The organism is Vibrio sp. OPT46, assembly GCF_015163535.1.
Classification (GTDB): domain Bacteria; phylum Pseudomonadota; class Gammaproteobacteria; order Enterobacterales; family Vibrionaceae; genus Vibrio; species Vibrio alginolyticus.
On record NZ_JADDYG010000793.1, the window covers coordinates 1,150 to 1,436 of the forward strand.

Here is a 287-nt window from a genome sequence, read left to right on the forward strand (position 1 = left end):
CTTGATGGAAAAATAGTGGCATTTCGCATAAATCCTGATTACCTAACATCAACGTACCAAGAGCAAGAGTTTAAGTATAGTAATAACTTTGTGCTTATCGAGCATGAGGCTGTAAACCCCGAAGATAATGAAGATGTATTTAAGTTCTATACACTTTATATGCACCTTGCGCCACCTTCAGATATTGGCGCCAATTCATCTATAACCACGCGTTACCGTTTACAAGAAGCGAGAAATGTACGCACTTTCAAACATAGTGATGTGCCTACTAATTCTGGTGAAAAAAA

General features: G+C 38.0%; 1 pseudogene. It reads left to right on the forward strand.

Annotated elements, in window-relative coordinates:
- Positions 1-287 (forward strand): annotated as a pseudogene (locus IQR33_RS34685) (hypothetical protein); the annotation flags it as partial.